Raw genomic sequence first — 26235 nt, 5'->3', positions numbered from 1 at the left:
GCATGCTCTCCAACTATCTTGGCGAGTTCCTCGCCCTGGCCCTGGTTCACTTTCTCGCGGTGGTCGCTCCCGGGCCGGATTTTGCCGTGACCATCCGCCAGAGCGTGCGCTTTGGCCGCATGACCGGGGTCTGTACCGCCCTGGGCATCGGCGCCGGCATCTCGGTGCACGTGCTCTACACCCTGCTGGGGGTGGGCGCCCTGATGCACGCTACGCCCTGGTTGCTGAGCGCGGCCAAGCTGCTGGGCGGTGCCTACATTCTGTACTTGGGTATCAGCCTGCTGCGCAGCAAGGCCAAGACCAGCCTTCCCGGCGAGGCGCCCACCGATGAGCCCCAACAGACCTTACTGCGAGCCTTTACCACGGGGTTTCTGACCAACGCCACCAACCCCAAGGCGACGCTGTTTTTTCTGGCGATCTTCACCACCCTGGTCAGCGCCACCACCCCACTGAGCATCCAGGCCCTATATGGCGCCTGGATGTGCCTGGTGAATGCGCTGTGGTTCGTGATCGTCGCGCTGTTCTTCTCCAGCTCTCGGGTGCGCTTGCTGTTCATGCGCCTGGGGCACTGGTTCGAGCGCTGCATGGGGCTGATCCTGCTGCTGTTCGCCGGGCGGTTGCTGCTGTCACTGTAGGCAAGGCAAACGACAAAGGCCCGCGCAGGTGTACTGGCGGGCCTTTTTTCTGGGCACTGGCTGCAGCGTTGAATCGCAGGCAAACAAAAACGCCGCTCAATGAGCGGCGTTCTTGTGAATTTGGAGCGGGAAACGAGACTCGAACTCGCGACCCCGACCTTGGCAAGGTCGTGCTCTACCAACTGAGCTATTCCCGCAAATGGCGTCCCCTAGGGGACTCGAACCCCTGTTACCGCCGTGAAAGGGCGGTGTCCTAGGCCACTAGACGAAGGGGACACGCTAACCGCAACACATGGTGTATGTTTCGGCGCCCAGAGCCGCGTCCGAAGACTCGGGTTCTGGTTTCACTCAGCCCTGCCCGAAGGCAGTGCTGCTTAAATTGGAGCGGGAAACGAGACTCGAACTCGCGACCCCGACCTTGGCAAGGTCGTGCTCTACCAACTGAGCTATTCCCGCAAATGGCGTCCCCTAGGGGACTCGAACCCCTGTTACCGCCGTGAAAGGGCGGTGTCCTAGGCCACTAGACGAAGGGGACACGCTACCCGGAACACATGGTGTGTGTTTCGGTGTCCAGAGCCGCATCCGAAGACTTTGGTTCTGGTTTCACTCAGCCTCGCCCGAAAGCCAGACTGTTTAAAATTGGAGCGGGAAACGAGACTCGAACTCGCGACCCCGACCTTGGCAAGGTCGTGCTCTACCAACTGAGCTATTCCCGCAATGGCGTCCCCTAGGGGACTCGAACCCCTGTTACCGCCGTGAAAGGGCGGTGTCCTAGGCCACTAGACGAAGGGGACACGCTACAGCATTCACTTCCTTCAACGTTTTGCTATTTGCTTTCCGTTGAAAGTGGCGCGCATTCTATGGATGCTTTGGGAGGCCGTCAACCCCCAGATATAATTTTATTTAAATCAATGACTTCGGAGCTGTTTTAGGCCCGCTTCAGGGTTTTCTGCCGTCCGCGCTTTGACGCCTATATTCTGGCACTCGACAAGGCGTTATAGTCCTCCACAGCCGGTGATGGCAATTTGAACCCTGGGATCCCCCGAGGCAAATGCCACCTATATAAGCAGCACAATCCATGCCCGGCTCGTCGAGCGGCGCTATGCGTCTAAATGCCAAGCCACTACACTCGCACGCGAATCCCATAACGAGGTTTTAACGGTGACACCACTCATGATCACCCTGCTGGTAATAGCCGGGATCGCACTATTGATCGCCATTGGCTACATGAACCATGTGGTGGAAAACAACAAACTGGAAAAAGCCCGCACCAAGGTCGAACTCAATGATCGCCTGCGTCGTTGCGGCGAGATCACCGAAACCTTCCCCGGCCAGTTCATGTCACCGGCCCTCAAGCTGCTGCTGACGCGCCTGGAGCTGAACGTCGTTCAGCGCATGCTCAACCTCGATAAAACCGACAGCGCCCTCAAGGCTCGCCTGGCTGAGCTCAATACCCTGGTGGGCCAGGGCGAGTCGATCCCGGTGAACAACCCACCGGCACCGATCCAGACCGAAGCCAAGGCCAAGGACGTGCGCTTCCTGCTGGAGGCCATGCACGGCCAGGTCACTCGCGCCGCCCACGACGGTTTCCTGCAGCCCAACGAGGCCAAGCGCTGGATCAAGGAGATCCGCCACATCCTGGTGCTGCTGCATATCGAGTTCTTCAACAACCTGGGCCAGTACGCCCTGCAGCAGAACCAGCCGGGCCAGGCCCGGCTGGCCTTCGAGCGTGGCGTGCAGTACCTGCGCAAGCAGCCGGACCCGGCGGTCTACAAGGAGCAACTTGAATACCTGGACAAACTCCTGGCCCGGGCCAATGCCATGGTGCTGTCGACCCTGGAACCTGCCCCGGACGAAGACAACCAGCTAACCCAGGGCCTCAAGACCGTGGAAGCCGACGCCGACTGGAAAAAGAAAGCCATCTACGACTGACAGAAAAAACCCTTGCCCGGAACACCCGGGCAAGGGTTTTAGAACGCTGCGCCCTCCCCGCCGCTACAAGCGGAAATGCCCCACCATCCCCTTCAGTTCCACGCCCAACTGCGCCAGCTCGATGCTCGACGCGGCGTTGCCCTGCATCGCCAGGGACGACTGATCGGCACTGGCGCGAATGCTGGTGACACTGCGGTTGATCTCTTCGGCCACCGAACTCTGCTGCTCGGCCGCAGCGGCGATCTGCTGGTTCATCTGCTGGATCAATGACACCGCCGCGGCAATGCTGCCCAGGGCGCTTTCGGTCTGCAGGGCATCGCTGACCGCCAGCTTCACCAGCTCGCCACTGCTCTGGATCTGCTGCACCGAGGAGTCGGCCGCTGCGTGCAGAGCCGTCACCAACCGGGCGATCTCTTCGGTGGACTGCTGCGTGCGTTTCGCCAGGGCTCGCACTTCATCGGCCACCACCGCAAACCCCCGGCCCTGCTCCCCGGCCCTAGCGGCTTCGATAGCGGCGTTGAGGGCCAGCAGGTTGGTCTGCTCGGCCACGCTCTTGATCACATCCAGCACGCTACCGATGTTGTCGATTTCCGCGCTCAGGCTCTCGATACCACTGCTGGCACGGCTGGCGGAATCCGCCAGTTGCTCAATGCGCTGCATGCTCTGGCGCACCACTTGCTGGCCACTTTCGACCTTGTCGTCCGCCGCCTGGGCGGCTTGGGCGGCCTCCTCGGCATTGCGCGCCACATCGTGCACCGTGGCGGTCATCTGATTCATGGCCGTGGCCACTTGCTCGGTTTCTTCCTTCTGGGTGCTGACTTCCAGGTTGGTCTGCTCGGTCACCGTGGACAGCGACTGAGCCGAACTGGCCAGTTGCTCGATCCCCGCCTGCAGGCCACTGACAATGCCGCTCAGGCCGCTGCCCATCTGCTGCATGGCCTGCATCAACTGACCGATCTCGTCACGTCGGGTCACCTCCACGGTCGCGGTCAGATCACCGGCGGCAATCTGCTGAGCCACGTGCATCACACTGCGCAACGGGCGCACGATCAGGCGGGTGACACTCAAGGCCGCCAACAGCCCCACCAACAGCGCCAGGGCCGAGGAGCCGATGATCAGCAGGGAGTTCTTGTCCAGTTCCCCCAGCATCGAATGCTCTTGCGCCCCGTACGCCTGATCAACCCGCGCCATCACCTGGGCGGCGCGCTCATGCAACTGCTGATAGACCTGCTTCTCCTGGGCCAGCAACCCGGTGTACTCGTTGAGCTTCTCGCTGAAGTTGCCGATATGCCCCGAGACTTCGTTGAGCACCGTCTGATAGCCCGCATCCTTGACCGTGGCCTTCAACTGCTCGGCCTGGGCCAGGGCCTGATCGGCCTGCTCGATCTTGCCCTGCTCGGCGGGCTCCTGGTCGCCGCCCTTGCGGTTCTGATCCAGACGCAACCGGGCCTCATTCATGGCCTGCAGCATCAGGCGTGAAACCTGGCTGATCTGATTGGCCTGCTCGATGAATTCGGCACCATCCTTGCCCTGGGATTCCTTGAGCGTATAGGCACCGTCATCCGCCAGCCCCGCCTGCAGCACGTCCAGGTTATTGGCCACGCTGGACACCGACCAACTGGCCATTTCCAGGGCCAGGTCCTTGGCCTGGGTCAGCTCGACGAACTCGTCGAAGGCCTTGCGATAGTCCGCCAGCGCCTGCTCCACATCGCCCATCGCGGTCTGGTTGGCCGCCGACCGCACCTTGAGCTGCTGGGCCAGGGCCTGCAGGCCTTCCAGGCTTTCATGCAGGCTGTCCACGGTCTTGCTGTCGCCATGCAGGGCGTAGTCCTGCTCCTGCAGCCGCACCTTGAGCACGCCGCTATTGAGCTGGGACATCTGCTTGAGGCCATCGAAGCGCTGGCTGATGGTCTGCAGGGACCAGACACCGATCCCCGCCACCAGAGCGGTTAGGAGCAACACCAGGGCAAACCCGATACCCAGTTTCTTTGCCATGCCCAGGTTGGCAAAACGTCCACTTGCGGCCGAAGTCATGGTGCGCAGTCCCCTTCCAATCCCCAATGGCAATAGGGCCATCTTGTCTTGGCGAAGGGTCGCAACGGCATGCACCGGCGCACAAGTCTCTGACATCGGAATAATGGCAAAAAGCTACGCCGAGGTCGTTTTCAGGACACTGGAGGTCGATTCCATCGGGCCCCGGCCATCGGCATCAGATCGCGGTGGCCCCGCCGTCGACCGCCAGTGCATGGCCGGTGGTAAAGGCCGCGCCATCGCTGCACAGGTAGAGCACCGCACTGGCGATCTCCTCGACCTTGCCGATGCGCCCCACCGGGTGCATGGCCGCGGCGAACTCGGCCTTCTTCGGGTCCGCCTCGTAGGCACGGCGGAACATGTCGGTGTCGATCACCGCCGGGCATACCGCGTTCACGCGGATTTTCTTCTTCGCATATTCGATGGCCGCCGACTTGGTCAGGCCGATCACCGCATGCTTGGAGGCCGCATAGATGCTCATCTTCGGCGCCGCGCCCAGGCCCGCCACCGAGGCGGTGTTGACGATCGCCCCACCGCCCTGGGCCAGCAGCAGCGGCAACTGGTACTTCATGCACAGCCAGACCCCTTTGACGTTGACCCCCATGATGGCGTCGAACTCATCCATGGAGCCCTCCGCAAGGCGGCCCTTTTCGATCTCGATACCGGCATTGTTGAAGGCGTAATCCAGGCGCCCATAGGCTTCGATGGTGCGGGCCATGAGGCTTTGCACATCCGCCTCCAGGGTAACGTTGCACGGCACGAACAGCGCCTCGCCACCGGCCTCGCGGATCAGCGCCACGGTGCCCTCGCCCCCCGCCGTGTCCAGGTCCGCCACCACCACCTTCAAGCCTTGTGCGGCAAATGCCTGGGCGGTGGCCCGGCCGATACCATTGGCTGCGCCGGTCACTAGGGCCACCTGGCCGGAAAACGTCATGCTCATTGCAGGAATCCTCGATCGAATGCGGGTCAGCTACCCGGCCCAATCTAGCCACAGCCGGGGCTGGTGGCGTCAGCACTATCAAAAGCCCGGTTGGATGCTCATGCATTCTGGTGATGAATCTGCCGGGGGCTTTATCAGGGCGATCGATTGGCCTCCATTCGCTGCAGCGGCAAACCTTGCGGCACCGAGGCCAAGGGGCTATCAACTAGGGGTTCATTCATCCCACGAGTGCCTGCCATGACCGCCCTGACCAATCGCCAGTTCCTGCTCGCCAAACGCCCCATCGGACCGGCCACCCGCGATACCTTCACCTACCAGCAAGTGGCAGTGGGCGAGCCCGCCGCCGGGCAGATCCTGGTGCAGAACCAGTACCTGTCCCTGGACCCGGCCATGCGCGGCTGGATGAACGAGGGCAAGTCCTACATTGCCCCGGTGGCCATCGGCGAGGTCATGCGCGCCCTGGGCGTGGGCCAGGTGATCGCCTCCAGCCACCCCGGTTTCGCGGTGGGCGACTACGTCAATGGTGCACTCGGCGTGCAGGACTACTTCCTCGGCGAGCCCCGGGGCTTCTACAAGGTCGACCCCAAGCTGGCCTCGCTGCCGCTCTACCTGTCAGCCCTGGGCATGACGGGCATGACCGCCTACTTCGCCCTGCTGGACGTGGGCGCGCCCAAGGCCGGCGACACCGTGGTGCTGTCCGGGGCCGCCGGCGCGGTGGGCAGCATTGCCGGGCAGATCGCCAGGATCAAGGGCTGCCGCGTGGTGGGGATTGCCGGCGGCCAGGACAAGTGCCGGTTCCTCATCGACGAGCTGGGTTTTGACGGCGCCATCGACTACAAGAACGAAGACGTCCACGCCGGCCTCAAGCGCGAGTGCCCCAAAGGCGTCGATGTGTATTTCGACAACGTCGGCGGCGACATCCTCGATGCCGTGCTCAGCCGCCTGAACGTCAAGGCGCGGGTGGTGATCTGCGGCGCCATCAGCCAGTACAACAACAAGGAGGCGGTCAAGGGGCCGGCCAACTACCTGTCGCTGCTGGTCAACCGGGCGCGCATGGAGGGGTTCGTGGTGATGGACTATGCCGCGCAGTTCGCCGAAGCCGGGCAGGAAATGGCCGGCTGGATGGCCAAGGGACAGCTCAAGAGCAAGGAGGATATTGTCGAGGGCCTGGAAACCTTCCCGGAAACCCTGGGCAAGCTGTTCAGCGGCGAGAACTTCGGCAAGCTGATACTGAAAGTCTGAATCCGTAGGAGCCGGCTTGTCGGCGATCCGCAACGGCGGCCGGAAAGGGCCGCCAACCGCAAAACCGCTATCGCCGGCAAGCCGGCTCCTACAAGAAGAAGCGTGTTACAGGGCCAGTTCGGCCACGACGTCGGCCAGGGCCTTGGCCGGATCTGCCGCCTGGCTGATGGGGCGACCGATCACCAGGTAATCGGAGCCGGCATCCAGGGCCTGGCGCGGGGTGAGGATCCGCCGCTGGTCGTCCTGGGCGCTGCCCGCCGGGCGAATCCCCGGGGTCACCAGTTGCAGGGACGGATGGACGCTCTTCAGGGCCTGGGCTTCCAGGGCCGAGCACACCAGGCCGTCCATGCCGGCTTTCTGCGCCAGGGCAGCCAGGCGCAGCACCTGCTCCTGGGGCTCGATGTCCAGGCCGATACCGGCAAGGTCTTCACGCTCCATGCTGGTAAGCACGGTGACGCCGATCAGCAACGGCTTGGGGCCGCTGCGCTGGTCCAGCACTTCGCGGCAGGCAGCCATCATGCGCAGGCCGCCGGAGCAGTGCACGTTGACCATCCACACGCCCATTTCCGCGGCGGCCTTGACCGCCATGGCGGTGGTGTTGGGAATATCGTGGAACTTCAGGTCCAGGAACACTTCGAAACCCTTGTCCCGCAGGGTCCCGACAATCTCGGCGGCGCAGCTGGTGAACAGCTCCTTGCCGACCTTGACCCGGCACAGTTTGGGGTCCAGTTGATCGGCCAGTTTCAGTGCGGCGTCACGGGTGGGGAAATCCAGGGCGACGATGATAGGAGTCTGGCAGGCGGACATGAAGGGGCTCTCAGGCAAGTCGAAATCGGCGCGGATTGTAGCGCAAGCCGCGCCGCTCCGGGACCCGATCAGAGGTAAATCCTCCTCAACGGTGCGCAAGAAGGCCGATTGCCCCGGCAATCGCTCCCCCACGCCACGGCATTTGTATCAACCTCGATACACTGACGACACGTGGGCAACAATCCCCGGCGCTACCCTCGCCAGCCGCAACACCTTCGAACAGCACTTCCAGCCCCCGGGCCGGACGCCTATGCTGAAGCCACAACCCCGCCGCCGCCCTAAGGCGCCGGCAGCCTACCTGGCAGACGACCGCACCCATGCAGAACACTTCAGCTCCTCTCAACGAAGACGCCAAAGCATTGGTCAGTGGCGACGACAAACGCTGGAACACCCGGGCCCTGATCGTCGACGACGACGTGCCGATCCGCGAGTTGCTGATCGACTACCTGGCGCGTTTCAACATTCACGCCAGCGGCGTCACCGACGGCGCGGCGATGCGCCAGGCCCTGCAGGCCGAGCACTTCGACGTGGTGGTGCTGGACCTGATGCTGCCCGGCGAAGACGGCCTGTCCCTGTGCCGCTGGCTGCGTACCGAATCGGACATCCCGATCCTCATGCTCACCGCCCGCTGCGAGCCCACCGATCGCATCATCGGCCTGGAGCTGGGGGCCGACGACTACATGGCCAAGCCTTTCGAGCCACGGGAACTGGTGGCCCGGATCCAGACCATCCTGCGCCGGGTGCGCGACGATCGCAGCGAGCAGCGGGCCAATATCCGCTTCGACAACTGGCGCCTGAACAGCGTGCTGCGCCAACTGATTTCCGCCGATGGCCTGGTGGTGCCGCTGTCCAACGCCGAGTTCCGCCTGCTCTGGGTGTTCATCGAGCGCCCGCGCCGGGTACTGAGCCGCGAACAATTGCTGGACGCCGCCCGCGGCCGATCCATCGAGGCCTTTGATCGCAGCATCGACCTGCTGGTCTCGCGCCTGCGGCAAAAGCTCGGCGACGATCCGAAGTCGCCGCAACTGATCAAGACCGTGCGCGGTGAAGGCTACCTGTTCGACGCCCGGGACATCGGCTGATGCGCGGGCGGTTCGATACGCTGTTCGGCCGCCTGTTCGGCGTCCTGCTGATCGCGATCGTCCTCGCCCACCTGCTGGCGTTCTTCTGGTTTCACCACTACGGCCCGCCCCCGCCGCCGCCCCCTCCCGATTCGGCGCAGTTGATCAATGGCCAGCCGCCGCCCCCTTATTCAAGGCGCCCGCCACGGCCCTGGTTCGGCGGCCCGCTGGTGCCCCTGACGTTCCAGTTCATCTCCCTGATCATCGCTGCCTGGTACGGCGCCAAGCTGTTGTCGCGGCCGATCCAGCGCCTGAGCGCCGCCGCCGAGCGTTTGAGCGAAGACCTCGACAGCCCGCCCCTGGAAGAGGTGGGCCCAAGGGAAGCCCGGCAAGCGGCCAGCACCTTCAACCAGATGCAGAAACGCATCCGCGAGCAGGTGCAGCAACGCGGGCGCATGCTCGGTGCCGTCTCCCACGACCTGCGCACCCCGTTATCAAGGCTGAAACTGCGCCTGGAGCAGATCGAGGACAGCAAGCTGCAAGGGCAGATGCGCCAGGACCTGGACGACATGATCAAGATGCTCGACGCCACCCTCAGCTACCTGCACGAACAACGCACCAGCGAGGCCGAGCAATGGATGGACGTGCAGGCCCTGGTGGAGTCGCTGTGCGAGAACGCCCAGGACCAGGGCGCCGACGCTCAGGCCCAGGGCCATTGCGCGCCGCTGCTGGTGCAACCCATGGCGTTGCAGTCATGCCTCAACAACCTGCTGGACAACGCCCTGCGCTACGCCGGCCAGGCAACCCTGGCCCTGGAGGACGACCGCGGGCAACTGCTGATCCGGGTCATCGACCACGGCCCGGGGATTGCCGCCGACAAGCGTGAAGCGGTGTTCGAGCCATTCTTTCGCCTGGAAGGCTCGCGCAACCGCAACTCCGGCGGCGTCGGCCTGGGCATGACCATCGCCCGAGAAGCAGCGGAGCGCCTGGGCGGCCAACTGATCCTCGAAGAAACCCCCGGCGGCGGCCTGACCGCGGTATTGCGTCTACCCAGGCCTTGAGCGCCTTGTGTGGCGGCAGGTACAAACCGCCAATACCCAGGACAACTCCCCCCCTGAGGCTGCTTGGGCCGGTGCCCCCCACCGGTTCAATTCATCCGCAGGGAGTGAGCCCCATGATCGATAGCCTCAGCAGCAACTATTCGAGCTATTACAGCTCCAGCACCACCAGCCGTGGCCAGCAATTGCACAAGGAGCTGTTCGCCAAGCTCGACAGCAACGGTGATGGCGCGGTGGATCAGGACGAGCTGAAAAACGCCCTGTCGCAGAAAAGCGACAACGGCATCCTGGTCAGCCTGAGCAAGAATTTCGGCGACCTGGACCGTGACGGCAGCGGTAGCTTGAGCAGCGATGAAATGGCCGCCATGGCCCCTCCCCCGCCCAAGGACCGCGCCCCCGATACCCACCTGGCGGATGCCCTGCTCGGCGCCCTGGACAGCGATGGCGACGGAGTCATCAGCAGTGACGAACTGAGCACTGCCCTGCAAGCCTCGGGCAACAGCTCCACCAGCAGCGACACCAGCTCGGCTCTGCTGAAGATTCTCGACAGCGACAGCAGTGGCGGCATCAGTAGCGATGAGCTCAAGGCCGCGTTGCAGGCCGGAAGCAACCAGGACAGCGCCCCCCAGGACCCGCAGGCCAACCTCGCCGAAGCTCTGGGCAAGATGATCGCCAGCTTGAGCAAGCAGTATCAGTTGGACACCAGCAGCAGCCTCGGCGGCAGCGTCAACGTCGCTGCCTGACGTCCATTGCCGCTCCCGGGGGGAGCGGCAATCGGTGGTTCAGCGCGGCTCCTGGGCCCGGGCCTGGCTGGCGCTCCAGTCCAGCAACAGGCTGTAGGCCACCGCCAGCAGCGTCGGGCCGATGAACAGGCCGATAAAGCCGAAGGCGATCAGGCCACCGAACACTCCCAGCAGCACGATCACCAGCGGCAGGTTGCCGCCGCGGCTGATCAGGTACGGTTTGAGCACGTTGTCCACGCCGCTGATGATGAAAGTGCCCCAGATCCCCAGGAACACCGCCATGCCATATTCGCCTTTCCAGGCCAGCCAGGCGGTAGCCGGGATCCATACCAGGGGCGGGCCCATGGGAATCAGGCTGAGCAGGAAGGTGACGATCCCCAGCACCAGCGCCCCGGGCACTCCGGCAATCAGGAAGCCGATCAGCGCCAGCAGGCCCTGGGCCGCCGCGGTGCCGATCACCCCGTTGACTACCCGTTGCACGGTGCCAGCCACCAGGTCGATGTAGTAGCCGGCGCGCTCGCCGATCAGGCGCTCCAGCAACTTGTGCACGAACAGCGCCAGGCGCGGGCCATCGCGGTAGAAGAAAAACACGAAGACGATGCTCAGGGTCAGTTCCAGAATGCCGCCGCCGATCTGCGCGCTGCGAGCCAGCAGCCAGTTGCCCACCTGCCCCAGATAGGGTTTGACCGCCAGCATCAGGGCCGCGCCCTGCTGGTCGATGCTGTTCCACAAGCCCACCAGGCGCTCGCCCACCAATGGCAGGTTGCCGAGCCACTCTGGAGCGGCGGGCAGGCCGTCGACCTGCACGTCCTTGATGAAGGCCGTGGCATCGCGCACATGGTCCGCCAGGTTGAGGCCGAGCCAGACCAGCGGCGCGGCCACCAGCACCATCCAGCCCAGGGTCAGCAGGGCCGCTGCCAGGGATTCTCGGCCATTGAGCCAGCGGGTCAGCAGGCGCATCAGCGGCCAGCTGGCAAACGCCAGCACGGCGCCCCAGAACAGCGCTGACCAGAAAGGCGCCATGACCCAGAAGCTGGCACCGAACAACACCAGGAGCAGGATCTGCACCAGCAGGCGATCGTTATTGGGCATGAAATGTCTCGCGCAAGAAGAACCAGTGAAGAGTAGGCGAACCCGCGAGCGCGGGCTGCCTGAAACAGCTTAACGCAGTAGTTCGAAATGCAGGCCTGCTGCGTCGGTGTTACCGGTTTCCATCCGCGAGGCCAGCACGCCCTGGCCAATCAGCGCCTGGCGCCAGGCTTCGGCCTGCTTGCCGGACAGGCTGATGCGCATGGTGGTGTCCAGGTTCAGCCCGCGGGACAGCAGGTTGAGCCAGGTGGGCTGGGGCTCGGCGAGTTTCGGCAGGTCCAGCTTGCCGGTGTCCTTGAGCTGGCGCAGCAGGGTGGCCGAAGTGGGTAGCAGGTCCCCCAGCGGCGCGCTGGCGTCGAACTGCTCCACATGCAGGTAGGCCCGGCGGTTACCCCGGGTGATGCTGTACAGGGCTACCAGGGAGTTGTCCTGGGGCGCCGCCAGCCGCAGCAGCAGGTAGGCCTGCTGTTCATCGGCGCCAAACAGCTTGGCGTTGCCGAATACTTCGTTGGCCCACAGGCTGCTTTCACCGCAATCGCGGGCCTGGCACCAGAACAGCAGCTCGGCGCCCTGCTTTTGCAGCGCCTCCCTGGCCAGGGTGAAGGCTTCGTTGGATGTGCGCTCGGCGGGCAACTGGTAAGTGATGGCGGTGAGCTTGCCGCGGGCATTGACCTGGCCATCGAAACGCAACTGGCCGCTGATACGGCGGATCGAACCCAGGGGGTAGACGCGCTCCTGCTCCACTTCGGGGCGGTAGTCGACGATCTGTGCATCGGTCAGACGGGGGACCAGGGGCAGGTCGTGGCTGCCCGGCAGATCGGCGGCAAGCACCAGGGTACTTGCCAGGGACAGGCCCAGAACACTGATTGAACGCATGGAAACTCTCATCGGATAAGCATGGCCTGGGCGCCCTTGACGACGCTGGCATCGTCGCTGCGTTGTGGAACCTGCAAGCCTCGCTGCACCGCAGGACGGGCCTCCAGGGCCGCCATCCAGCGTTGCAACGCCGGCAGGCCCTGCACCGAAACCCCGGACCATTCATGGCCGCGCACCCAGGGGAAGGTGGCGATGTCGGCAATGCTGTAGTCGCCGGCCAGGTACTCGGCCTGTTGCAGGCGGCTGTCGAGCACTTCGTACAGGCGCCGGGTCTCGTGCTGATAACGGTCGATGGCGCCCTGCAGCTTCTCCGGGAAATAGCGGAAGAACACATTGGCCTGGCCCTGCATGGGCCCGACCCCGCCCATCTGGAACATCAGCCATTGCATGACCAGCGAACGGCCCTTGGGATCGGCCGGCAACAACTGGCCAGTGCGTTCGGCCAGGTACACCAGGATCGCGCCGGACTCGAACACCGGAAAATCGCCATTGTCGCGATCGACGATGGCCGGAATACGCCCATTGGGATTGATCTTCAGGAACGCTGGGGCCTTTTGCTCCTTCTTGTCGAAACTCAAGGCGTGCACCTCATAGGGCAGGCCGAGTTCCTCAAGCAGGATGGAAACCTTGTGACCATTGGGGGTCGCAGCGGTGTACAGATCTATCATGGTTGTCTCCCATTTCAACCCGCCCAGCCTCGACAGTTGATCCCGTCAAGTCAAGGAACGGCGAAAAACCGATTGAAACAGTCTGCGACAAAGCTGGCACCCGCCTCGTCGTTGAGGTGCAGGTGATGCCCGCCGGGCAACTGCTCAACGCTGAAGGGTAGACGCTGCAACAAGGCCTGGTGCTTGGCCAGCATGCCATCGGCGGCCACCACCAGTTGCGTCGGGCAGGCGACCCGCTGAACAAAGGACATGGCCTGCTCTTCTGTCAGGCGCAGCGGCGAAGCCAGGGTCAGGCGGCTGTCGCTGCGCCAGGTATAGCCCCCGGGCACCGGCATCAGGCCGCGCTGGGCCAGCAGTTCGGCCGCCTCGCGGCTAACCGCCACCAGGCCCTTCATGCGCGCCTCGATGGCCCGCTCCAGGGTGGCGTACACCGGCTTGCTCTTGTTCTGCAGATTCAGCTGTGCCTGCAACGCCATGCCCAGGCGCTCGGCGGCGTCCTCGCCATTGGCCGTCGGCGGGATCACCCCATCGATCAGGGCCAGGTGGCTGACCCGCTCCGGCATCGCCGCCGACAGCACCAGCGAGACGATCGCCCCCAGGGAATGACCGATCAGGGCAAAGCGCTTCCAGCCCAGTTGCTCGGCGGCTTGCAGCACGTCATAGACGTAGTCCCACAGGGCATAGCCGGCCCCCGCCGGGCGATGCCCGGAATGACCGTGGCCGGCCAGGTCCAGGGCAACGATGCGCAGGCCGGCGAGCTTGGGCGCCAGCCGGGCGAAGCTGTTGGCGTTATCCAGCCAGCCATGCAGGGCGATGACCGGCAGACCGTCCTCGGGCCCGAACAGATGGGCCGCCAGTTCGATGTGCGGCAGGTTCAGGCGGACTTCTTCGACGGCGTGGCTCATGCAGGGCTCCGTTGCCAGCGTGTGAACAGCTCCTTGAGCAGCGCCGCGGTGTCCTGGGGGCGCTCAAGGGGAAACATGTGGCCACCGGGCATGGTCAGCGACTCGCCCAGCGGCATGCGCCCGACCGCACTGGTGTGATGGCGCATCACCACCCGGCTCTGCTGTCCGCGCACCACCGCCAGCGGTACCTTGAGCTGGCGCGCACTGCCCGGGCTGGTATGAGGCACGCCGCGGTAGATGCTGATTTCCGTGGCCGGGTCAAAACGCAGGCGCAAGCGATCCCCCACCTGCTGCAGGCCGTGCTGCAGGTAAGCATCCAGGCAATCGGGATCGAAGGCCCGGAACAGCGTCTTGCGGGAGAAGTAACTGCGGGCGGCCTCGATGTCGGCAAACTCTTCGCGGCGCCCCAGGGTGCGCCCGGCCGGAGTCAGCCGGTCGATGAAGCCCAGGCGCTTGGCGGCGCGGATCACCCATTGGTCGGCCCGGGTCAGCACCGGCGAATCGAGCATCACCACCCCCCGATACAGCTCCGGGCAGCGCAGGGCCGCGTGCAGATGCAGCACACCACCCAGCGAATGCCCCACGCCCCAGACCGGCTGGGCCTGCTGTTGCAGGTGATGGATCAGTTCATCCACCAGGCTGCGCCAGTTGTCGTCCACCGGAAAGCGCGGATCGTGGGCATGCTGCTGCAGATGAGCCACCTCGAATTCCGGCGCCAGGGCAGCAAACAACTTGCCGTACGTGCCGGAGGGAAACCCATTGGCGTGAGCGAAAAACACCTGTTGCGACATACCGACCTATCCATCCACCAAACGAACACCGATTGTCCGCAGGCCCTGGCACCAGGGCAATGACCGTAACGGACAGGAATGCTGACACCCAGGCTCAGCCTATGGCGCGTTGCCTCATTGCGCCGGCGGGTTCTGCCCGAGGGGCACTACCGCCATGGTCAGGCGCGAGACGCAACTGGCCTTGCCTTCATCACTGCTCAGGCGGATGTCCCAGACATGGGTGGTGCGCCCGATATGAATGGCCTTGGCCACCGCCCTGACCCGCCCGGTGCGCAAGCCCCGCAGGTGATTGGCATTGATCTCCAGCCCCACGCAGTAGAACTTGCTGGCGTCGATGCACAGGTAGCTGGCCATGGAGCCGACGGTTTCCGCCAGCACCACCGAGGCCCCGCCGTGCAGCAGCCCGTAGGGCTGGTGGGTGCGATGGTCGATGACCATGCTCGCGGTCAGTGACTGCTCGTCATAGGACTCGAAGCGAATATCCAGCACTTCGCCGATGGTGTTCTTCTGGATCGCGTTCAGTTGCTCGATGTTCGGAGTGGTGCGCCATAGACTCATCGCCGCTTCCCTTATGGGTGGTTATTGTCGGTCAATCCTGCCACAGCACGGCTTCGCTGCGCTCGCTCCAGGCTTGAAAACTGCCGCCATAGGTGGCTTCGATCACATTGCGCTTGATCTTCAGGGTTGGAGTGAGAAAGCCGTTTTCCACCGCCCAACTGTCCTTGACTACCACCAGCCGATGCAGCCGCTCGTGCTTGTCCAGGCTGCCATTGACCTGGGCCAGCAGGCTTTCCAGGCTGCTGTGCAAGCCTTCCCGGGCACTGCCGGCGGCGGCCTGCGCACCCGCAGCCGAAAGCACGCACAGGCCCAGGGGGGCAATCAGCCCGTCGCCCACCACGCACACCTGCTCGATATGGGCATGCACCGCCAGGCGGTTCTCGATGGGCGCCGGGGCCACGTACTTGCCCTTGCTGGTCTTGAAGATCTCCTTGAGCCGGCCGGTCAGGCGCAGGTTGCCGGCGGCATCCTGCTCCCCCTTGTCGCCGGTGCGCAGGAAACCATCCTCGGTAACGGTTTCGACGGTCTTCTGCGGGTCCTTGAAATAGCCCAGCATAGTGGCTCCGCTGCGTACCTGAACCTCCCCCGCCTCGTCGATGTGCACCTCGACTTCCGGGCAGGGCCGGCCAATCCAGCCGGGCACATGCTCACCGGAGCGGCCGATATGGGAGTAGCCGCAGCTCTCGGTCATGCCGTACACCTCCAACACGTCCAGCCCGAGGCGTCGATACCAGTGCAATAGGGTCTGGGGCACCGGTGCCGCTCCCGACAGCGCCACCCGCAACGCGTCCAGCCCGAGCCCGCTCAGCACCTTGTGGCCGACACGCTTGCCGATAAAGGGCAGGCCCAAGAGAAAATCCAGGCGCTTGGCCGGCACCTTGCTGTAGACCCCCATCTGGAACTTGGTCCAGATCCGCGGCACGCCAAAAAGCGCGGTGGGCCGGGCTCGCTGCAGGTCGGCGAGGAAGGTATCCAGGCTTTCGGCAAAGAACACCGTCTGCCCGGTATAGATCGCCGCCATCTCGACAAACATGCGCTCGGCCACGTGGCACAGGGGCAGGTAGGACAGCAGCCGGTCCTGGGGGCCCAGGCCGAACATCTGCACACCATGGCTGGCGGCAAAGCCCAGGTTGCCGAAACTGTGCATCACACCCTTGGGCAGCCCGGTGGTGCCGGAGGTATAGATGATGGTGGCCAGCTGATCGGCCGCAGGGCTCGGGCTATCCTCGAGCGGCGGACAGCGCTGCAGGTCTTCCCAACTGAAATCGAAAGGGCCTTCGGGGGCCAGGGGCAAGCGGATGGTGGGCAGCCCGGCCTTGATCCCGAGCGCCATTTGCGGCCAGTCGTCGAGCTTGCCGATAAAGGCCAGGGCCGACTCGGAATGCTCCAGCACCTGGGCTACCGACTCGGCCGTGAGATTGGGATACAACGGCACCGAGACATGCCCGGCGATCCAGATCGCCAGGTCGGCAATGACCCAGTGCGCGGAGTTCTTGCCAATGATTGCAATGTGGCTGCCGGAAGGCAGCTGGCGCTCGCGCAGCCATTGGGCGGCACGCCGGGCCTGCTGGCCCACCTCGAACCAGCTCAGCTCCTGCACCTGCCCGCCGGCACTGGGCTGGACCAGAAAGCGCTGCTGGGGATGACGAGCCTCGCGCTCGTAGAACACTTGCAGGGGCAAACGAAAAGCAGCAGACATGACTCGCTCCTTTGTTCTTATTCTGTTCGCGACACCAACCAAGCACTTGCTTGGTGGACTATTCCACGCACAAAGGAGCGCTGCAAGTTAAGAAATGTAGCGGATCGCAACCGGGGATCGGTGGGTTCGAGACAACAACGGCGGCCCGGGCATGCCCTGCCGCCGCGTCCATCAAGGGTGTGTCACGGCATTCAAGGTCATCAGCCCCGCCAGGGGCCAGTCGCCTTCGAGCTCCGCCAGGCTGGCGGTGTTCATCGGCTGCGGATCACGCAGGTGGCCGTGCTGCAACAGGCCGATCAGGTTGCCCACCAGGGGTTGATGGCTGACCAGCAGCAGGTTGTCGGCACTGTCCAGTTGCTCCAGCACCTGCAGCGGGTTGGCCTCGGGGGTGAGCCAGGGCACGGTGCGGATCTCGCCTTCGAACCCCAGGGCCTCGCGCACCAGCTGTGCAGTCTGCTGGGCACGTACATAAGGGCTGGCGAGGATCGCGGCGATGGGCTGGCCGATCAGGTGCGCGGCACTGCCCAGCACTTCCTCGCGACCGTGGGCCGTGAGGTTGCGCTGGGCATCGGTCGGCGCATGGGACTCGGCCTGGCCGTGACGCAGCACCCACAGCTTCACAGCTTGGGCTCCTCGTCACGCACCGGGTGAGGCGCTGGCGGCACGCTATGGGGAGCTTCGCCTTCAGGCGCCCGGGGAGCGGGCCAATCGGCGAACGGCCAGGGTTTCTGTTCGGTATGGAAGCTGCCGAAACGGCCGATCTGCGCCAGGAACTGGCTCAGGCTATCGCCGAAGTTCATCAGGCCGGCATTCGGCGCGCCGTAGATCAGGCGATAGATCAACTGCACCAGCACCAGCGCGCCCAGGAGAAACTGCGCCACCTGCCACACCAGCACGAATATCAGCATCCACAGCACCCGCAGGAGGATGGACTCGTATTTGGCTTCGGAATTCGTATCGTTCATGTCTGGCTCCTGTGCTGCTCAGTTGAATCCGCTGGTGGAGATAAAGTCGACGTCGGTTTTCGGCTCGCCGCGCATCAAGAGCTCGATTACCTGGTTCAGCGTACGCCCTTCGAACAGGATCGCGTGCAGGCCGGCCACCAGCGGCATGTAGACCCCCAGCTCCTGAGCCTTGACCTTGAGCACCTTGAGGGTGTTGACGCCCTCCGCCACCTCACCCAGGCGGGTCACCGCCTCTTCCAGGCTCAGGCCCTGGCCCAGGGCAAAGCCCACCTGGTAGTTGCGGCTCTTGGGCGAGGAACAGGTGACGATCAGGTCGCCGACCCCGGCCAGGCCGAGGAAGGTCATGGGGTTGGCGCCCTGGCTCACGGCAAAGCGGGTCATTTCCGCCAGCGCCCGGGTAATCAGCATGCTCTTGGTGTTTTCCCCCATGCCCAGGGCCACCGCCATGCCGGCGATGATCGCGTAGACGTTCTTCAGCGCCCCGCCCAGTTCCACACCGAAGCGGTCGGCACTGGCATACACACGGAAGGTGCGGCCGTGCAGCGCGGCCTGGACCCGCTGACAGAGCTCTTCGTCTTCACTGGCGACCACGGTGGCGGTCAGGGCGTGCTCGGCCACTTCCCGAGCCAGGTTGGGGCCGGAAAGTACGCCGATGCGCGCTTGCGGGGCGATGTCCTGGAGGATCTCGCTCATCAGCTTGAAGGTCTGGGCCTCGATGCCCTTGGTCAGGCTGACCAGCAGCTTGCCGCGGAGCAGCTCGGCGTGGGGCGCCAGCACCGAGCGCAGGGCGCTGGAGGGCAAGGCGACAAAGCACAGGTCACTGTCATTGAGGGTGGCCAGCAGGTCGGTGACCGGCTCCACCGCCGGATGAATCTTGATGCCCTTGAGATAGCGCGGATTCTCGCGGTTGACCCGAATGGCCTCGGCCTGCTCGGGGTCGCGCATCCACTGCCGCACCCGATGACCGTTCTCGGCCAGCAGATTGGCCACGGCGGTACCAAAACTTCCGCCTCCCAGGACCGCAATAGGGCGCTGTTGTGTCATATGCAATCCGTTAATCCATAGCAGTGGCGATGGCGGCATTATACGGGGCGGTTTTCTCACCACCAGCCCCAGGGGCCATTCAGGCAACCTGTCGGGAACACGTGGAGTCATTCGGGGAATGTCGGGCTTATCGACTGGAAAACTCGACTATCTCGGTTAACATGCGCGCCTTCCATCAAGATTCAAGGCTGTGTCGTGTCCGCTGGCCCCTCACCTCTTCGTCTGTCGCTGCTGCTGGGCATGCTGTTCGGCCACTCGGTACTGGCCGACGATCTGTTCCTGGACGGCACCGCCCTGCCCGAGGTCCTCACCGCCACCCGCCTGAAACAGTCACCTGCCGCGGTTCCCGGCAGCATGACGGTGCTCGACAACGAGTTGATCAAGGCCAGCGGCGCCCGGGACATCAGCGAACTGCTGCGCCTGGTGCCGGGGATGATGGTCGGCGCCATCAGCGGCAACCAAGCCACGGTCAACTACCACGGCACCAACGCCAGCGAAGCCCGGCGCATGCAAGTGCTGATCGACGGGCGTTCGGTGTATCGCGCCGGCCTGGCGACAGTGGACTGGAGCGATATCCCGGTGGCCATGGAAGACATCGAGCGCATCGAGGTGTTTCGCGGCCCCAATACCGTCAGCTACGGCGCCAACGCGCTGATGGCGGTGGTCAACATCATCACCCGCGCCCCGGCCAACAGCCATGGCACGCGGGTCAAGCTGACCCGGGGCCAGCGCGGCATCAGCGACTGGTACGCCAGCCAGGGTACCGGCTGGGAAAGCGGCGACCTGCGCCTGTCGCTGTCGGGGCAGGAAGATGATGGCTTCGACAAGAATCGCCTGGGGGCCGACTACCGCGACAGCAAGCGCTTGAACCGCTTCAGTCTGTCCGTGAGCCAGATGCTCAATGAACAGCAGAGCATCGACTGGCAGTTGAATGCCAAGGAAGGCACCAACCAGCGGCCCTATACCTATCAGCCGGTGTTCCACGGGGTAACCCAGCAAGGCAACAACTCCGATGTGGTGGCCAAGGACTACGCCGGGTCACTGCGCTGGAACCTGGAGCTCAATCCACAGCACAGCCTTTATATCCAGGGCTCGGCCCAGCACTGGGACCGCCAGCAGACCTGGCGTGCCTGCGACGCGGCAATTTCCTTCAGCCCCGAGCTGACACGCCTGTGGCAACTCAACCCGAACTACGCCGAGCGCCTGGCGCGCCACATGCCCGATTATTTAAGCGCGACGCCCGGTGGAACCCCGACGGAACAGGCATTGGCCAACCAGGTCATCGACCAATGGAAAACCGGCGGCGGCAAGAATACGGTCTGCGGCAACATCGACCAGAGCTCTCGGGAAACCCGCTACGACCTGGAGCTGCAGGACACCCTGAGCCTCAGCGACAACCTGCGGCTGGTCAGCGGCATGAACTATCGTTACGACCGGGCCGACTCCGAAACCTACTTCAACGGCACCCTCGACGACACCACCTGGCGCCTGTTCGGCCAGCTGGAGTGGCGGGCCAGCGAACATTGGCTGATCCAGGGCGGGGCTATGTACGAAGACACCCAGCTGACCGGCAACTCCCTGACCCCGAGGATCGCGGTCAACTACCTGATCAACCCGCGCCACGGCTTGCGGGCGGTGTATTCGGAAGCCATCCGCTCCCCGGACATGTTCGAGAACAACGTCAACTGGAGCTACCGGGTCACCGGCCTGAGCACCCCGGTCTACGGCCAGAACAGCGCCCAGTACTTCGTCAAGACCCGTGGCCCCGGCAACCTCGACCAGGAGCACATGCGTTCCCGGGAACTGGGCTACAACGGTTACTTCGTCGACCAGGCGCTGAACCTCGACATCAAGCTGTTCTATGACGAAATCACCGGGATGATCAGCGAGCCGCTGCGCAACAACCAGTACATCGCCAGCAACAGCAACGCCTCACGCTTCGCCGGTACCGAGAGCCAGCTGGACTGGCAACTGAGCCGCGCCGACCGCCTGCGCCTGACCTACGCCTACGTCCATGCCCAGGCCAGCAACCGCCTGGACCAGCGCCTGACCGCCAGCAACAGCGGCTCCGCCGGCTGGCTGCGCAATTGGGGCCAGGGCTGGTCCAGCGCGCTCTTCTACTATGGCGACAGCGCCCTCAACGGCTACCGATTCGAACGGGTCGACACCCGCATCGCCAAGCGCCTGGCCCTGGGCAGCAAGACCAGCCTGGAACTGGCCGGCACCCTGCAGCAACGGCTCGACCACCAGCCCACCACCTTCGCCGACAATCTCTACGACTCGCGCCACGTGGTCTACTTCAGCGCGGAGCTCGAGTTCTGACATGGGCCACTGTCGGCCCTGGAAGGCCCTGCGCATACATCGTCGCCTGTGCCTGTGCCTGCTGGTACTGGGCATGCTGCTGGGCAACCCGTTGTGGGCGGCCGATGTGCTGCTCACCGCCAGCGACGACAACAGCAGCGTGCGCACCTTCACCGAAGAACTGGCCGCCCAGCGCCCCCGGGACCAGGTGCGCTTCGTCCCCCTGGCCCAACTGCCGCCGCCGGGCCAGTTGCCCGGCAGCACGCGCCTGATCCTGCTGGACCCGCAAAGCCTCGACTGGCGCCTGCAAGATCCCTTGGGCCCGCCGACCCTGGTCCTGCGCATCAGCCGCCTGCAGGCCCAACAGCGCCTGGCGCAAAGCCCTCATCCACGGTTGAGCCTGCTGTGGAGCGATCCGCCCCTGGAGCGCCAGTTACGCCTGATCCGCAGTGTTCTGCCGCAGGTGCGCCGGGTGGGGGTGCTGTACAGCGCCGACAGCCGGTTCCTGCTCAAGGAACTGCACCTGGCCGCGCAAACCCTGAACATGGAAATCATCGCCGAACCCTGGGACAGCACCAGCGACAGCCGCCCGCTGCAGAACCTGCTGCGCAACAGCGAAGTGCTGCTGGGCCTGGATGATCCGAAGCTGTACAACCCGAAAACCGTGAAGAACCTGCTACTGAGCAGCTACGCCCGGCAACAGGCGCTGATCGGCCCCAATGCCGGCTTCGTCCGGGCCGGCAGCCTGGCCAGCACCTACAGCGACCAGCAGGACTGGCTGCAGACCCTGGACAGCCTGCTCGACCAACCGCCGGCTCGCTGGCCCCGCGCGCTATACCCGACGGCTTTCAAAGTAATGAGCAACCCACAGGTGGCACGCTCGCTGGGCATCGAGGAAATCGACCCGCAGGCCGTTGCGCGCCAGTTGAGTGAAGGAGAGAAGCACCCATGACATTGCGTCGCCGATGGGATATCCAGACCCGCACTCAGCTCATCAGCCTGGGCCCGGCCCTGCTCCTGACCCTGCTGCTGATCAGCTTCTTTACCTTCGTGCGTATCCAGGACTTGCGCCAGGAGCTCAACCACACCGGGCAACTGATCGCCAATCAACTGGCGCCAGCCACCGAGTACGGGGTGATCTCCGGCAACAACGAGGGCCTGGAGAGCCTCCTGCAGGCAACCCTGGCCACACCTCATGTGCACTTCCTGGAAGTGCAGGACAGCGCCAACAACATCCTGGTGTACGTGGAACAGCCCTCGGCCAGCCACAACCACGCGCAGCAGATCAAGGTATTCCAGGCCCCGGTACGCCTGCAGCGTATCCAGGTGCACAACGACTTTCTGCAGAACGACCCGGCCAGCGTGGCCGCCCAGGGCGATGGTTACCTGGGCCGGGTGATCGTCGGCATGTCCAACGACGCCTTCAGCCAGCGCCAGCAGGAAATCCTCCTCAAGGCCGCCATCCTCGCGCTGTTCGCCCTGCTCTTCACCTTCCTCCTGGCCCGGCGCCTGGCGGCCGGCCTGGCACAGCCGATCCGCGCCATGGGCGATGCGGTGAAGGCAATCCAGGAAGGGGATTTCAAGACCCCGCTGCCGATCGTCGACGATGGCGAGCTGGGCAACCTGGCCCGGCACATCAACAACCTCGCCGCCGGCCTGGAACTGGCCAGCCGCGAGCAGCACCAGGCCATGTCCCAGTTGATCCAGACCCGGGAAGAGGCGGAACGGGCGAACAAGGCCAAGTCGGATTTCCTGGCGATGATGAGCCACGAGCTGCGCACACCGATGAACGGTGTACTGGGCATGCTGCAACTGCTGGAAACCACCCAGATGACCCAGGAACAGAGCGAGTACGCGGCGCTGGCGTCGGAATCCACCGAACACCTGCTGAAGGTGATCAACGACATCCTCGACTTCTCCCGCATCGAACGCTCGGCCCTGGAACTGGAGCACATCCCGTTCAACCTTGCCGAACTGATCACCAGCTCGGCCCAGGCCTTCCAGCACAGCGCCCTGCAACGCGGCCTGGACTTGCAACTGCGGCTGCCGCCGGGCATGGAGTCGCTGCAGGTCAAGGGCGACCCGACGCGAATCCGGCAGATCCTGGTCAACCTGATCGGCAACGCCCTGAAATTCACCGAGCAGGGCAGCATCACCATCGAGCCCCAGTGGCAGGCCCTGGATCACGAACTGTTGTGGTTCACCTGCGCAGTGCGCGACAGCGGTATCGGCATCAGCCCGGCCAGCCTGGAGCTGATGTTCGACGCCTTCCAGCAGGCCGACAGTTCGATTTCCCGTCGCTATGGCGGCACCGGCCTGGGCCTGCCCATCGCCCGCACCCTGGCCGAGCGCATGGGTGGCACCCTGCGGGCCCAGAGCGAGGAAGGCCGAGGCTCGGTGTTCACCCTGGAAATCCCCCTGGCGCTGTTCCAGCAGAGCCTGCCGGTACTGGCCCCGCGGGTGAGCAGCAATCAGCACTCCGGTGAAGGCCGCAACGTGCTGCTGGTGGAAGACAACCCGGTGAACCAGACCGTGATCCAGGCCATGCTGCGCAGCCTGGGGTTCACCGTGAGCATCGTCACCGACGGCGCCCAGGCGGTCCGCAGTGCCGAAAGCCTGATCTTCGAGGCGATTCTGATGGATTGCCGACTGCCGCTGGTCGACGGCTATGAGGCCACCCGGCAGATCCGCCAACTGCCCGGCTGTGCCGATTTACCGATCATCGCCCTGACCGCCAACGCCTTGCAGGGCGACCGTGAAGCCTGCCTTGCAGCGGGCATGAACGACTACCTGGCCAAGCCTTTCAAGCGCGCGGATCTGCAGCAAATTCTCCAACGTTGGGTGCAATAACCGGCTATTTTCCAACAGCTACGACTGGCGTCATGGGCGAAAGTGCGGCAGTCTTAGGCACCCGACGGGGCCCTGAAAAGGCCCTCAAAAAAAATTTCAGTGCACAAGTGTACATTCATGCCCTTTGCGCTGTGACTTTCACTACAACGCAATAGTCTATGAGTAGGCTGCCGGCTCGAGGCATGAACGCTTCGATCGGCCGGGAAGATTTGCCCAACCCTGCCGCACGGGACTATTGAGGAGCTCGCATGACCAAACAAAACGCCTTTACTCGGGAAGACCTGCTGCGCTGCAGTCGCGGTGAGCTGTTCGGCCCAGGTAACGCGCAACTGCCCGCCCCCAACATGCTGATGGTGGATCGCATCACCCATATCAGCGAAGAGGGTGGCAAGTACGGTAAAGGTGAGTTGGTCGCTGAGCTGGATATCACTCCAGACCTGTGGTTCTTCGCTTGCCACTTCGAAGGCGACCCGGTGATGCCAGGCTGCCTGGGCCTGGATGCCATGTGGCAACTGGTGGGCTTCTTCCTCGGCTGGCAGGGCTTGCCGGGCCGCGGTCGCGCCCTGGGTTCGGGGGAAGTGAAATTCTTCGGCCAGGTCCTGCCGACCGCCAAGAAAGTCACCTATAACATTCACATCAAGCGCGTGCTCAAGGGCAAGCTGAACATGGCCATCGCCGATGGTTCGGTCAGCGTTGACGGCCGCGAAATCTATACCGCCGAAGGCCTCCGGGTCGGCGTGTTTACTTCAACTGACAACTTCTAAGGGTTATCCGCATGCGCCGCGTCGTTATCACAGGTCTTGGCATTGTTTCGTGCCTGGGCAATGACAAAGAGACCGTCTCCGCTAACCTGCGTGCAAGTCGCCCTGGCATCCGCTTCAACCCGGAATATGCCGAAATGGGTCTGCGTAGCCAGGTTTCCGGCTCCATTGACCTGAACCTCGAAGAGCTGATCGACCGCAAGATCTATCGCTTCGTCGGCCACGCGGCGGCTTACGCCTACCTGGCCATGAAAGACGCCATCGCCGACTCCGGCCTGAGCGAAGAACAAGTGTCCAACCCGCGCACCGGCCTGATCGCCGGCTCCGGCGGCGCCTCGACTCTGAACCAGATGGAAGCGCTGGACATCCTGCGCGAGAAAGGCGTCAAGCGCGTTGGCCCATACCGCGTTACGCGGACCATGAGCAGCACCGTTTCCGCCTGCCTGGCCACCCCGTTCAAGATCAAGGGCCTGAACTACTCCATCGCTTCTGCCTGCGCCACCAGTGCTCACTGCATCGGTACCGCCATGGAACAGATCCAGATGGGCAAGCAGGACATCGTCTTCGCCGGTGGCGGTGAAGAAGAGCATTGGACCCAGTCGTTCCTGTTCGACGCCATGGGTGCCCTGTCCACCCAGTACAACGAAACCCCGGAAAAGGCCTCCCGCGCCTACGACGCCAAGCGTGACGGTTTCGTCATCGCCGGCGGTGGCGGCATGGTGGTGGTCGAGGAGCTGGAACACGCTCTGGCCCGTGGCGCCAAGATCTACGCGGAAATCGTCGGCTACGGCGCCACTTCCGATGGCTACGACATGGTGGCTCCAAGCGGCGAAGGTGCAATCCGCTGCATGGAAATGGCCATGTCCACCGTCGACACCCCTATCGACTACCTGAACACCCACGGCACTTCGACCCCGGTCGGCGACGTCGCGGAAATGAAAGGCGTGCGTGAAGTGTTCGGCGACAAGGCCCCGGCCATCAGCTCCACCAAGAGCCTGTCGGGTCACTCCCTGGGCGCTGCCGGCGTTCACGAAGCGATCTACTGCATGCTGATGATGGAAGGCAACTTCATGGCCGGTTCGGCCAACATCGACGAGCTGGATCCGGAAGTGGCCGATATGCCGATCCTGACCAAGACCCGCGAAGACGCCACCATCAACACCGTGATGAGCAACAGCTTCGGCTTCGGTGGCACCAACGCCACCCTGGTCCTGAAGCGCTGGCAGGGCAAGTAAGCCCCACCGCTTCGCCGAATGAAAAAGCCCCGACCGGTTCGGGG

The 26235-nt window shown here is 64.1% G+C and carries 24 protein-coding genes, 6 tRNA genes and 1 pseudogene; 11 read left to right on the top strand and 20 right to left on the bottom strand.

Features of this window, described 5'->3' with window-relative positions; genetic code table 11:
- The first annotated feature begins 2 nt into the window (after nucleotides 1–2).
- Entirely contained in the window at nucleotides 3–635 is a 633-nt protein-coding gene (locus PFLCHA0_RS08995; RefSeq protein ID WP_015634690.1) for a LysE family translocator, read from the top strand.
- A gap of 121 nt (nucleotides 636–756) precedes the next feature.
- Here the strand turns inward: PFLCHA0_RS08995 and PFLCHA0_RS08990 are convergent.
- From PFLCHA0_RS08990 to PFLCHA0_RS08965, 6 genes are all read right to left on the bottom strand, one after another.
- Nucleotides 757–832: transfer RNA gene (locus PFLCHA0_RS08990), tRNA-Gly, on the bottom strand.
- A 3-nt stretch (nucleotides 833–835) separates the two neighbouring features.
- Nucleotides 836–911 (bottom strand) — tRNA-Glu (locus tag PFLCHA0_RS08985).
- Between the two features lie 104 nt (nucleotides 912–1015).
- Nucleotides 1016–1091, bottom strand: a tRNA-Gly gene (locus PFLCHA0_RS08980).
- 3 nt (nucleotides 1092–1094) lie between these two features.
- Nucleotides 1095–1170, bottom strand: a tRNA-Glu gene (locus PFLCHA0_RS08975).
- Between the two features lie 105 nt (nucleotides 1171–1275).
- Nucleotides 1276–1351: transfer RNA gene (locus PFLCHA0_RS08970), tRNA-Gly, on the bottom strand.
- Between the two features lie 2 nt (nucleotides 1352–1353).
- Nucleotides 1354–1429, bottom strand: a tRNA-Glu gene (locus PFLCHA0_RS08965).
- A 379-nt stretch (nucleotides 1430–1808) separates the two neighbouring features.
- Here PFLCHA0_RS08965 and PFLCHA0_RS08960 point away from each other — a divergent pair.
- Nucleotides 1809–2567, top strand: a complete 759-nt coding sequence (locus PFLCHA0_RS08960; RefSeq protein WP_015634689.1) for a hypothetical protein — start codon at nucleotides 1809–1811, stop codon at nucleotides 2565–2567.
- A 63-nt stretch (nucleotides 2568–2630) separates the two neighbouring features.
- On the opposite strand, the gene PFLCHA0_RS32275 is transcribed toward PFLCHA0_RS08960, so the two are convergent.
- From PFLCHA0_RS32275 to PFLCHA0_RS08950, 3 genes and pseudogenes are all read right to left on the bottom strand, one after another.
- Nucleotides 2631–3494 carry a methyl-accepting chemotaxis protein gene (locus PFLCHA0_RS32275; RefSeq protein WP_370059478.1) on the bottom strand — a complete coding sequence of 288 codons (864 nt, stop codon included), beginning with the start codon at nucleotides 3492–3494 and terminating at the stop codon, nucleotides 2631–2633.
- Nucleotides 3492–4562, bottom strand: a pseudogene (locus PFLCHA0_RS32270) (HAMP domain-containing protein); the annotation flags it as partial. The pseudogene PFLCHA0_RS32270 and the gene PFLCHA0_RS32275, both read right to left, overlap by 3 nt.
- A gap of 214 nt (nucleotides 4563–4776) precedes the next feature.
- Nucleotides 4777–5538 carry an SDR family oxidoreductase gene (locus PFLCHA0_RS08950; RefSeq protein WP_011060086.1) on the bottom strand — a complete coding sequence of 254 codons (762 nt, stop codon included), beginning with the start codon at nucleotides 5536–5538 and terminating at the stop codon, nucleotides 4777–4779.
- A gap of 237 nt (nucleotides 5539–5775) precedes the next feature.
- Here PFLCHA0_RS08950 and PFLCHA0_RS08945 point away from each other — a divergent pair, with 237 nt between their 5' ends.
- On the top strand, nucleotides 5776–6780 hold the full coding sequence (locus tag PFLCHA0_RS08945; protein ID WP_041752029.1) for an NADP-dependent oxidoreductase: 1005 nt from the start codon (nucleotides 5776–5778) through the stop codon (nucleotides 6778–6780).
- A 105-nt stretch (nucleotides 6781–6885) separates the two neighbouring features.
- Here PFLCHA0_RS08945 and pyrF read toward each other — a convergent pair whose 3' ends face one another.
- Entirely contained in the window at nucleotides 6886–7587 is a 702-nt protein-coding gene (gene pyrF / locus PFLCHA0_RS08940; RefSeq protein ID WP_015634686.1) for an orotidine-5'-phosphate decarboxylase, read from the bottom strand.
- A 317-nt stretch (nucleotides 7588–7904) separates the two neighbouring features.
- Here pyrF and PFLCHA0_RS08935 point away from each other — a divergent pair, with 317 nt between their 5' ends.
- The 3 genes from PFLCHA0_RS08935 to xopAW all read left to right on the top strand — a co-directional run bounded on the left by PFLCHA0_RS08935 (nucleotide 7905) and on the right by xopAW (nucleotide 10449).
- Nucleotides 7905–8669: a response regulator gene (locus PFLCHA0_RS08935; RefSeq protein WP_011060083.1), complete on the top strand. Its 765-nt coding sequence runs from the start codon at nucleotides 7905–7907 to the stop codon at nucleotides 8667–8669.
- Entirely contained in the window at nucleotides 8669–9709 is a 1041-nt protein-coding gene (locus tag PFLCHA0_RS08930; protein ID WP_015634685.1) for a sensor histidine kinase, read from the top strand. Before PFLCHA0_RS08935 ends, PFLCHA0_RS08930 begins: the two co-directional genes overlap by 1 nt.
- A 113-nt stretch (nucleotides 9710–9822) precedes the next feature.
- On the top strand, nucleotides 9823–10449 hold the full coding sequence (gene xopAW, locus PFLCHA0_RS08925) for an EF-hand domain-containing protein (protein WP_015634684.1): 627 nt from the start codon (nucleotides 9823–9825) through the stop codon (nucleotides 10447–10449).
- A gap of 39 nt (nucleotides 10450–10488) precedes the next feature.
- On the opposite strand, the gene PFLCHA0_RS08920 is transcribed toward xopAW, so the two are convergent.
- The 10 genes from PFLCHA0_RS08920 to PFLCHA0_RS08875 form a co-directional block, all read right to left on the bottom strand.
- Nucleotides 10489–11541, bottom strand: coding sequence for an AI-2E family transporter (locus PFLCHA0_RS08920; RefSeq protein WP_011060080.1), 1053 nt, complete (start codon nucleotides 11539–11541; stop codon nucleotides 10489–10491).
- A gap of 69 nt (nucleotides 11542–11610) precedes the next feature.
- Complete coding sequence (locus tag PFLCHA0_RS08915; RefSeq protein WP_172621741.1) at nucleotides 11611–12414, bottom strand: DUF4892 domain-containing protein; 804 nt, start codon at nucleotides 12412–12414, stop codon at nucleotides 11611–11613.
- Between the two features lie 8 nt (nucleotides 12415–12422).
- Nucleotides 12423–13082 carry a glutathione S-transferase family protein gene (locus tag PFLCHA0_RS08910; RefSeq protein ID WP_011060078.1) on the bottom strand — a complete coding sequence of 220 codons (660 nt, stop codon included), beginning with the start codon at nucleotides 13080–13082 and terminating at the stop codon, nucleotides 12423–12425.
- A 50-nt stretch (nucleotides 13083–13132) separates the two neighbouring features.
- On the bottom strand, nucleotides 13133–13987 hold the full coding sequence (locus tag PFLCHA0_RS08905) for an alpha/beta hydrolase (protein WP_011060077.1): 855 nt from the start codon (nucleotides 13985–13987) through the stop codon (nucleotides 13133–13135).
- Nucleotides 13984–14778 (bottom strand): alpha/beta fold hydrolase, encoded by a 795-nt coding sequence (locus PFLCHA0_RS08900; protein ID WP_011060076.1) that lies wholly within the window; start codon nucleotides 14776–14778, stop codon nucleotides 13984–13986. The genes PFLCHA0_RS08905 and PFLCHA0_RS08900 overlap by 4 nt, the downstream gene beginning before the upstream one ends.
- A 114-nt stretch (nucleotides 14779–14892) precedes the next feature.
- Entirely contained in the window at nucleotides 14893–15336 is a 444-nt protein-coding gene (locus tag PFLCHA0_RS08895; RefSeq protein ID WP_015634682.1) for a hotdog fold thioesterase, read from the bottom strand.
- A 31-nt stretch (nucleotides 15337–15367) separates the two neighbouring features.
- Entirely contained in the window at nucleotides 15368–17035 is a 1668-nt protein-coding gene (locus PFLCHA0_RS08890) for an AMP-binding protein (protein ID WP_015634681.1), read from the bottom strand.
- A gap of 171 nt (nucleotides 17036–17206) precedes the next feature.
- Nucleotides 17207–17656: a phosphohistidine phosphatase SixA gene (sixA, locus tag PFLCHA0_RS08885; protein ID WP_011060073.1), complete on the bottom strand. Its 450-nt coding sequence runs from the start codon at nucleotides 17654–17656 to the stop codon at nucleotides 17207–17209.
- On the bottom strand, nucleotides 17653–18000 hold the full coding sequence (locus PFLCHA0_RS08880; RefSeq protein WP_011060072.1) for a DUF4389 domain-containing protein: 348 nt from the start codon (nucleotides 17998–18000) through the stop codon (nucleotides 17653–17655). The genes sixA and PFLCHA0_RS08880 overlap by 4 nt, the downstream gene beginning before the upstream one ends.
- Nucleotides 18001–18018: 18 nt before the next feature.
- Complete coding sequence (locus tag PFLCHA0_RS08875) at nucleotides 18019–19044, bottom strand: NAD(P)H-dependent glycerol-3-phosphate dehydrogenase (RefSeq protein WP_011060071.1); 1026 nt, start codon at nucleotides 19042–19044, stop codon at nucleotides 18019–18021.
- A gap of 195 nt (nucleotides 19045–19239) precedes the next feature.
- Between PFLCHA0_RS08875 and PFLCHA0_RS08870 the strand changes: the two genes are divergently transcribed.
- The 5 genes from PFLCHA0_RS08870 to fabB all read left to right on the top strand — a co-directional run bounded on the left by PFLCHA0_RS08870 (nucleotide 19240) and on the right by fabB (nucleotide 26191).
- Nucleotides 19240–21366 (top strand): TonB-dependent receptor plug domain-containing protein, encoded by a 2127-nt coding sequence (locus tag PFLCHA0_RS08870; RefSeq protein WP_015634679.1) that lies wholly within the window; start codon nucleotides 19240–19242, stop codon nucleotides 21364–21366.
- A 1-nt stretch (nucleotide 21367) separates the two neighbouring features.
- Entirely contained in the window at nucleotides 21368–22297 is a 930-nt protein-coding gene (locus tag PFLCHA0_RS08865; protein ID WP_015634678.1) for a hypothetical protein, read from the top strand.
- Entirely contained in the window at nucleotides 22294–24195 is a 1902-nt protein-coding gene (locus PFLCHA0_RS08860) for an ATP-binding protein (RefSeq protein ID WP_015634677.1), read from the top strand. The genes PFLCHA0_RS08865 and PFLCHA0_RS08860 overlap by 4 nt, the downstream gene beginning before the upstream one ends.
- Before the next feature lie 248 nt (nucleotides 24196–24443).
- Entirely contained in the window at nucleotides 24444–24959 is a 516-nt protein-coding gene (fabA, locus tag PFLCHA0_RS08855) for a 3-hydroxyacyl-[acyl-carrier-protein] dehydratase FabA (protein WP_011060067.1), read from the top strand.
- A gap of 11 nt (nucleotides 24960–24970) precedes the next feature.
- Complete coding sequence (fabB, locus tag PFLCHA0_RS08850) at nucleotides 24971–26191, top strand: beta-ketoacyl-ACP synthase I (protein ID WP_011060066.1); 1221 nt, start codon at nucleotides 24971–24973, stop codon at nucleotides 26189–26191.
- Nucleotides 26192–26235: the final 44 nt, after the last annotated feature.

It is taken from the genome of Pseudomonas protegens CHA0 (assembly GCF_000397205.1).
Classification (GTDB): domain Bacteria; phylum Pseudomonadota; class Gammaproteobacteria; order Pseudomonadales; family Pseudomonadaceae; genus Aquipseudomonas; species Aquipseudomonas protegens.
Note: the sequence above shows the minus strand (reverse complement) of the source record. Positions and strands in the feature narration are given on the sequence as shown.